The 8,091-nt window shown below is 61.1% G+C and carries 6 protein-coding genes; all 6 read right to left on the reverse strand.

The genetic code is table 11. The annotated features are described in order from the left end of the window. Positions 1-113: 113 nt before the first annotated feature. Complete coding sequence (ccoS, locus tag CEJ45_RS21230; RefSeq protein ID WP_088757046.1) at positions 114-287, reverse strand: cbb3-type cytochrome oxidase assembly protein CcoS; 174 nt, start codon at positions 285-287, stop codon at positions 114-116. Further along, positions 287-2,809, reverse strand: coding sequence for a heavy metal translocating P-type ATPase (locus tag CEJ45_RS21235; RefSeq protein WP_420913314.1), 2,523 nt, complete (start codon positions 2,807-2,809; stop codon positions 287-289). Before CEJ45_RS21235 ends, ccoS begins: the two co-directional genes overlap by 1 nt. Beyond that, positions 2,806-3,648: a sulfite exporter TauE/SafE family protein gene (locus CEJ45_RS21240; protein WP_088757048.1), complete on the reverse strand. Its 843-nt coding sequence runs from the start codon at positions 3,646-3,648 to the stop codon at positions 2,806-2,808. Before CEJ45_RS21240 ends, CEJ45_RS21235 begins: the two co-directional genes overlap by 4 nt. A 13-nt stretch (positions 3,649-3,661) precedes the next feature. Further along, positions 3,662-5,113 carry an oxygen-independent coproporphyrinogen III oxidase gene (gene hemN, locus CEJ45_RS21245; protein ID WP_088757049.1) on the reverse strand — a complete coding sequence of 484 codons (1,452 nt, stop codon included), beginning with the start codon at positions 5,111-5,113 and terminating at the stop codon, positions 3,662-3,664. A gap of 492 nt (positions 5,114-5,605) precedes the next feature. After that, positions 5,606-7,252 carry a hypothetical protein gene (locus tag CEJ45_RS21250; protein ID WP_141107037.1) on the reverse strand — a complete coding sequence of 549 codons (1,647 nt, stop codon included), beginning with the start codon at positions 7,250-7,252 and terminating at the stop codon, positions 5,606-5,608. A 127-nt stretch (positions 7,253-7,379) separates the two neighbouring features. Continuing rightward, a complete protein-coding gene (locus CEJ45_RS21255) occupies positions 7,380-7,997 on the reverse strand; it encodes a hypothetical protein (protein ID WP_088757051.1) in 618 nt (205 codons plus the stop codon). Positions 7,998-8,091: the final 94 nt, after the last annotated feature.

The raw sequence follows: 8,091 nt of genomic DNA on the forward strand, positions 1-8,091 counted from the left end.
TACGGGGCAAGCCCCCCGGGGGCATTGACGTGTATCAAGTGGAAAGAGAGCCGCAGAAAAATGCAGCAGATTGAGCGCGGCCTGTGACACGAACAGGCGGGTGCGAAGCCGGCTCAGGCGGGATCGTGCCGATCCGGCTGCGCGGGAATATCGTCGTCGTGGAGGATGCGCATGGCCGGTCCTTCGAGGTCGTCGAACTGGCCGCCGTCGGAGGCGCGGAAGAACACCCAGATCGCCAGGAAGACCAGCAAGGTACTGAGTGGAATGAGGAGATAGAGCGCTTCCATCAGGCGCCTCCCGCCAGCGCTGGCTGGACCGCGGGCGCAGTGGCCGGCAGCTGCCGGGAGCCGCGCGCGGCACGGCTCAGGCGCAGTGCATTGGCGACCACCAGCAGCGAACTGGCCGACATGCCCACCGCCGACATCCACGGATCGAGCAGGCCGAAGGCCGCCGCCGGAATGGCGAGGAAATTGTAGACGCTGGCCCACACCAGGTTCTGGCGCACGATGCGCATGGTGCGGCGGGCCATCTGCGCACATTGCGCCACGGCCGACAGGCGGTCGCTCATGATGACGGCATCGGCACTGACCTGGGCCAGCGCAGCCCCTTTGCCCATGGCGAAGGAGACATCGCCTGCGCGCAGCATCGCAGCGTCATTGATGCCATCGCCAACGATGGCCACCACCGCCCCACCCTGCTGCAACTGGCGCACTACCTCCAGCTTGCGTTGCGGGGTACAGCCGGCGATCACTTCATCGATGCCGACCGCGGCCGCGACCTCGGCGCAGACCTCGGGCTGGTCACCGCTGAGCAGGATGACGCGCACACCTTGCGCGCGAAATGCAGCCACCGTATCCACGGCATCCGCACGCAATGCATCGGCCAGGTCGAAGCGCGCCAGCCAACCGTTGCTGTTGCCCAGGTAGACCGAACCGGCCGCAGCGGCAGCGGGCTGGTTCAGTTCGGCAGGAATGGATTGCCCGGCAATCCCGGCCACGAAGCCACGCGCGCCCAGGCGATGCACAACACCATCAATGAGACAGTGCATGCCTGCCCCCGTGACGGAGCCCAGCTCGGCGACTTCGCAAGCGGCACTGCCACGGCGCCCGGCCTCCTCCACCAGCGCCTTGGCCAGCGGATGCTGACTGCCGCGCTCCATGGCTGCAGCCACCGATAGTGCCTGCGCCTGGTCAATGCAGCTCCACAGGGCCGTCATCTGCGGCCGGCCTTGCGTGAGTGTGCCGGTCTTGTCGAAGAGGACGGTATCGGCGCGCTGCAAGGTCTCCAGCACGTTGCCCCGCACGACCAGCGTACCTTCGCGCAGCAGGCGGTCGGTGGCCGCAGCCAGGGCCGACGGCGTGGCCAGGGACAGCGCGCAGGGGCAGGACACCACAAGTACTGCAATGGCGGTCGCCCAAGCGCGTGCAGGATCAATCAGATGCCAGGCAATGAATGTGATCGCCGCCAGCAGCAGCAGGGCCACCACGAAGCGCGAGGCCACCACGTCGGCCCACTGCGCCAGGGCAGGCTTGCCCTGTCCGGCCTGCTCTGCCAGGCGCGTGATGGCAGCGAGCGTGCTCTCGCGCGTGGTGCGCACGACGCGCAGCAGCACCGGCTGGCTCAGGTTGACGGCACCGCCCGGCGCTTCCTGGCCAGGCTGGAAGGTTTGCGGACGGCTTTCGCCGGACAGCAGGGCCAGGTCCAGTTCGGCCATCCCTTCGAGCAGGCAGGCATCGGCAGCGATGGTGTCGCCCGGGCGTGCCAGGATCACATCACCGGCCTGCAATTGATTGGCCGCCACCAGCGTCGTCTCGCGTTGCTGCGGGTAGCCGCGTACCACCAGCGCCGACGCCGGGAACGCCTGCTGCATGCGCTCCAGCGCTGCGGCCGATTTGCGCCGCGCGGCCGTCTCAAGATAGCGGCTGGCCAGCAGCAGGAAAATGAACATGCTCACGCTGTCGAACCAGATCTCGCCCTCGCCGCGCCAGGTCGCGATGGCGCTGCCAGTGAAGGCGGCAGCAATGCCGATGGCCACCGGCAGGTCCATGCCCGGGGCCCGCGCCCGCAGTCCTGCCCAGGCGCCTGTGAAGAACGGCAAGGCCGAATAGAACACCGCCGGAATGGTGAGGAACAAACTGGCCCAGCGCATCAGCGCCATCATGTCGGGGTCTATGCCTTCATGGGTCATGTAGACCGGAATGGCGTACATCATCACCTGCATCATCGACAGCCCCGCGATGAACAGCTGGCGGAACAGCCGACGGCCGGCGCGGCGCGCCTGCTCGCCCTGTCGCAGCGGATCGAAGGGATAGGCGGTGTAGCCCAGGCCATGCAGGCCCCGCAGGATGGTGGAGGTGGAACAGAGGGCGGGATCGCGGCGGATATGCAGACGCGCACTGGCCACGTTGAGTTCGGCCATGTGCATGCCAGGCAAGCGGGCCAGGTATTTCTCGATCAACCAGACGCAGGCGGCGCAGCGCAAGCCATCGATGGAAAGGACCAGTTCCTGCGCGTGCTCCGTCGCGTCAGCAACTTCACCATCGGATGTCTGCACGGGAAGGTCGACCAGGGCCAGTTCGGGAGGCAGCAATTGTTCGGGATCGACACGGGCAGAGGGAACGGTACGCCGCAGGTAGAAATCTTCACATCCGCTATCGACGATGAGCCGGGCCACGCTCTGGCAGCCCACGCAGCACAGCGTCCGCTCGAGCCCGCCGATGTCCAGTGTCCATGACTCTCCCGCCGGCACGGGCTGGCCGCAATGGAAACACAGGTTCGCCGTGTCGCTGCCATCATTGTGCATGCTCATCCTCCATGCACCGGGCTGACGCAGAACACATCGATCCAGCCGCGCGCGATGCCCAGGCCGCCAATCTCGGCGGCACGCAGCAAACCGAGCAGGCCGAAGGCCAGCACGATCACGCCGGCGCTGCGCCGCACCCACGGGCGCGCAGCCAGCTGGCGCAAGCGTGCACCGGACATGCCGGCCACCAGCAGTACGGGCAGGGTACCGGCCCCGAAAGCCAGCATGGTCAGCGCGCCTTGCACGGCACTACCAGCCATGAGCGCGGTCAGCAAGGCGCTGTAGACCATCCCGCAGGGCAGCCAGCCCCACAGGCTGCCCAGCAGCAGCGCCTTGGCCGGCGTATCGACCGGCACCAGCCGTGCCGCATGCGGACGCAGGCGGGTCCAGAGACCGCTGCCCAACTGCTCCATGCGGGACAGGCCGCTCCACCACTGGGTCAGGTACAGCCCCAGCAGGATCAGGACGAGATTGGTGATGACGTAGGCCACCGTCTGCGCCGGTGCCAGCCAGCCCAGCACATCGGCACCGCGCAGCAGCCCGGCGGCGATGCCACCGGCCAGCGCGCCGGCCAGCGCGTAGCTGGACAGGCGGCCGAGGTTGTAGCCCAACACGCGTACCAGATCCTGCCCGAAGGCCTGGACCTGGGCGGAGCCAGCGAGATGCAAGGGAATGATGCGATGTACAGCCCGCCCCGGCGCTGCGGCCATGGCCAGCGCCTGCGCGGGAGCGGCCGGCGCACGCGGCGGTGCGGCTGAACTGAGCGCGCCGATGATGCCGCCGCACATGCCGATGCAATGGACGCTGCCCATCAGGCCTACCAGGAAGATCGGCAGCAGGTTCATCGACACGCCCCGCTCAGACGGTCTGCGAATAGCGCTGCGGTGCGTCCTTGTTCTGGCTCGCGGCTTTCTCGCGGTCCTGCGACAGGTAGCGGTCGAACACCATGCAGATGTTGCGGATCAGCAGACGGCCCTTGGGCTCGACCGTAATCCATTCGGGTTCGATCTTGATGAGGCCGTCTTCTTCAAGTTGCTTCAGTTTTTCCATTTCCGGCGCGAAGTATTCGCGGAAGACGATGGGATAAGCGATCTCCAGCGAATTGATCGACAGCTCGAAATTGCACATCAGCCGCTGGATGATGAGACGGCGCAGCACGTCGTCCATGCCCAGCTGGATGCCGCGGGCAATGGGCAGCGTGGAATTTTCCAGGCGGGCGTAATAACCATCCAGGGTCTTTTCATTCTGGCTGTAGCTGCCGCCCACGGCGCTGATGGCCGAGACGCCGCAAGCGACCAGATCGGTCTCCGAATGGGTAGAGTAGCCCTGGAAGTTGCGATGCAGGCGTCCCTGCTGCTGGGCGATGGCGAGATCGTCCGTAGGCTTGGCGAAGTGGTCCATGCCGATGTAGACGTAACCGGCGCCGGTCAGCTGGCGAATGCACAGCGAGAGCATGTCCAGCTTGCTGTCGGCGCTGGGCAGGTCTTCTTCCTTGATCTGGCGCTGGGTCTTGAACAGTGCCGGCATGTGCGCATAGTTGTAGACGGCGATGCGATCCGGACTGGCGGCGATGACCTTGGCCAGCGTGCGCGACATCGACATCACGTTCTGCTTGGGCAGCCCATAGATCAGGTCGATGCTGACCGAGCGGAAACCGGCTTCACGCGCGGCGGCGATGATCTGCAGGGTCTGCTCTTCGGATTGCACGCGATTGACCGCCAGCTGGACTTCCGGATCGAAATCCTGCACACCCAGGCTGATGCGGTTGAATCCCTGCTCACGCAGCTTGTGGACCCGTGCCACCGACACCGTGCGCGGATCGATCTCGATCGAATATTCACCCACGTGATCCGGGGCCAGCGTGAAGCTGTGGCGGATATGGTTCATCAGGTCCGACATCTGCTCGTCCGAGAGATAGGTCGGCGTACCGCCACCGAAGTGCAGCTGCTCGACCTGGTTCATGCCGGAGAAGAGCGAACCCTGCATGCTGATCTCGCGCTTGAGGTAGCTCAGGTACAGCGAGGCCTTGGCACGGTTCTTGGTGACGATCTTGTTGCAGGCGCAGTAATAGCAGATGGTGTCGCAGAACGGGATATGCAGGTACAGCGACAGCGCTCGCCAGGCGCTCATGTTGCGGCGGTCCGAGACCGCATGCAGGTAGTCGGCGACGGCGAAGTCACTCGAAAAGCGATCTGCCGTGGGATAGGACGTGTAGCGCGGACCACGCTGGTCCATTTTGCGCAGGACGGCCTTGTTCATGCCGGCGAGACTGGCGGATGGATGCAGGATGGACGGATGGGCGACTTGCATGCGATGCTCCTGGCCGGCTGCCACGCCGGACTGACGCGGCGCGCACATGCGCTGGGCCGCGAGCCCACCGGGCGAGCTGGTATTGACTGGAGCTTGCAGAATAGACAGATCATTGCAGAACCGCATTGATGTGCATCAAAGGCGTGGGGCGTGATACCCCAGGGCAAAGCTTGGACGTCGGTCAGCAGCTTGGGATGCAACGCTCCCGTGGAGATCTGTTCGAACCTGGCCAGCGATGTAGCGGCCGAAAACGCCCGGTTGAGCGACAGGTTGCATGGCTGCAACTTTTATCCGGTCCTGTGTCCGGGCGCCAACTACCCGTTCTGATCGACACGCTCGGACGTAGCAGCTGACACAACAGCACAGCATCAGCACGCTGCCAGCATCCGTCATCGCATTACCGAATGTTACCCCCGCTTGCCTTGAACCGATCAGAGAACCATTTGGGTGGCCTCATGCATCGACACCTATTAAAAACGCTCGACGGACGGCCTATCGCTTTTCCAAAACAACGGTACTGTTTCTCTGTGCGTTAAAAAAACCACCGGAGATATGCTGCGGATACAAGTGATAAACGCATCTTGCCTCCTCAGGCCTAACCTGGCTTATCTTCAAATAGCGATGCAGAGATACACCGGCGAAAATGACCGGAAAATTGCCATAGGTCGTGCCATCGAAATAGACTGAATCACCACATCCATCGAAGGTTTTCTTGAGCGCCTCATCCACATTAAAGGGCAACTCGGAAAGATAAGGCGTCTTGCCCGACGACCACTCAGGATAATCGGGGACCCTTGATGGCATCACATCATAAAACTGGACGATCAACACAACGTTGAAAAGTGCCAGTGCAGCCAAGCAAAGCCCACCCGCTTTTTTGAACTCACGAAGCAACAACGTCGCACCCGCAAGCGACAATGGAACAATATATTCGGATTGATAGCGTGGAACGCCCCAAAGGATGGGTCGAATGGCATGAAAGAGTACCCACGAAAAAACCGCGGCCAATGCAAGCACGGCGGCAATCCTGTACCGCTCCTTCACGCCAAGGATGATGAAACCGATCAACACCAAGCCCAGCAATGACAGCCCGGTCGATGCCAGAACCGCTTGCAGATTTACAGGCTGCATCGAATAGAGCACTCGCTCCAACAGACCAAGATGTGTCGGCACATTCAGAAACTTCTCATCGGGAACATAGGCAGCCGGGTTGATCAGATGGCGCGCGTTGAAGATCTGAAAATAGACTGGAACACCAATCAGCAGACACTGACAGAGGCTCTTGTAGCGCTTTTGGAGAAAACAGTACAAGAGCAGCGTCGCAAAACCGAAAAGCATCGTCTGTCGAATCATGCCCGCCATGACGAATGACATGCCGAAGACAACCAGGTCTCGATCCGTCAGCTCTTCCTCGTCGACGATCCTGATAAAAAAGACGGTCAACATCACGCATGCCCAGATCGAAAACTCGACCAGGGGCGCAGTGAAATAGACCAGAGGAATACTCAACGAAAAGACGATCAGGAGCAACTTCTGCTTTAGAGGCCAGACGCGCAAGGACAACCAAAGCACGAGACAGAAAATTGCCAAAAATCCTTGGATGCGGAAACCGAAACTATCCACACCCGCGACACCTGAAAATAGCACAGGCAAGCCGCGCAAAACTGGATGAGGATCAACGTAGCCAGCGACGGGATAACTGTTATACAGATAAATGCCAAGCCCCAACAACAGAGAGATGCTCCAATAGGGTCTGCTCTTGTAGAGCTGATGCGCGGCCAGCGTGAGCACGAGCATGATGGCAGATGCGAATTGGAGGATATCCCTGACAGCATAGGTATGTAGCGCGCCCTGTTCGGCGTAGACAATCGCCAGTATTTTTTCGTATGCGCTTTGGATGTGATACCAATGATCGCCGTTCACGGAGTTCCGCAGGTTGGGCAAACTGAGCAGCACATACATCGATACGAATGCGATGGATAACAGGACATGGCCAAGGGCGATCTCCACCCGCAAGTCCCGGCGTGAGCCAATCCAGTAGCCAATTATCATGACCAGGATTTTGACTGGCCACGTGCCCAAATTGCAGAAAAAAAAGCCGTACCACAACGCGAACACGTACAAGAAGCCCATGTCCAAGGCAATCTTTTCCTTCCTCAATACCTGAAACATCGTCATTTCTTCTCGAATCAAATGGCTAAACATTCAGCTGGCGCACCATCAGAAGACGGCCGCATGGGACGAAACAGTATCAAGTCCGGGCTGCTCACGCATTTTTCTGGCGATATTTTTCAGCATCCCAATCGAGCAGATCGGCTATTTCCTCGGCGGACAAGGTGCATAAGCGGACATGTTCCGACAGCCTGATCAAGACATCGTAGTAGCATCGCAGCTGTGCCAGCTGCGCGGAGGTAACGTCCGGCTTCTGATAAACCCCGTCACCTTCCACGAAAATAAACGGGGCACCTTCGTTCACTACTTTGCGCATCTCATTGAGACTGGCAGAGGGTTCAAGCACGCGGGCCATGGGGCCCAGAAAGACGACATGGTCAGGGACCAAGGCCCACTCCGTACGTAATCTCCGACACAAGCTTTCCGCTAGTGCCAGCTGGTTCAGCGAGTCGTCCCCGCACGCCTCGTAGCCCAGTGTCGACAAGACTGCTGCGCATCGACGGCCGTGCGGCTGGGTGATTTCAACTGGCACCGCAGTTTGCAAGGCCGAGATAAGCAAACGCAGTATGCGGTCCACTGACTCGACATCATCGCCCCCGATGACGGCGCCATGATTCTTGAGAAAAACGACTTCAACGTCGGGAACGTGCTTGATCTGCTGAAATACCGCTGTGGCGAGGTCCGCGCCAGGCTTGAAATAATCGATATACACCCTAAAGTGGACCCATCCGTCAAGACAGCGTTTGCCAGAATTTAAGCTGCATCCATGACTTCACTTGCAGCAGAACAGCGCTGCCCTGATCCTG

Origin of the sequence: Herbaspirillum aquaticum (genome assembly GCF_002213425.1) — a bacterium.
In the GTDB taxonomy this organism is placed as follows: domain Bacteria; phylum Pseudomonadota; class Gammaproteobacteria; order Burkholderiales; family Burkholderiaceae_D; genus Herbaspirillum; species Herbaspirillum aquaticum.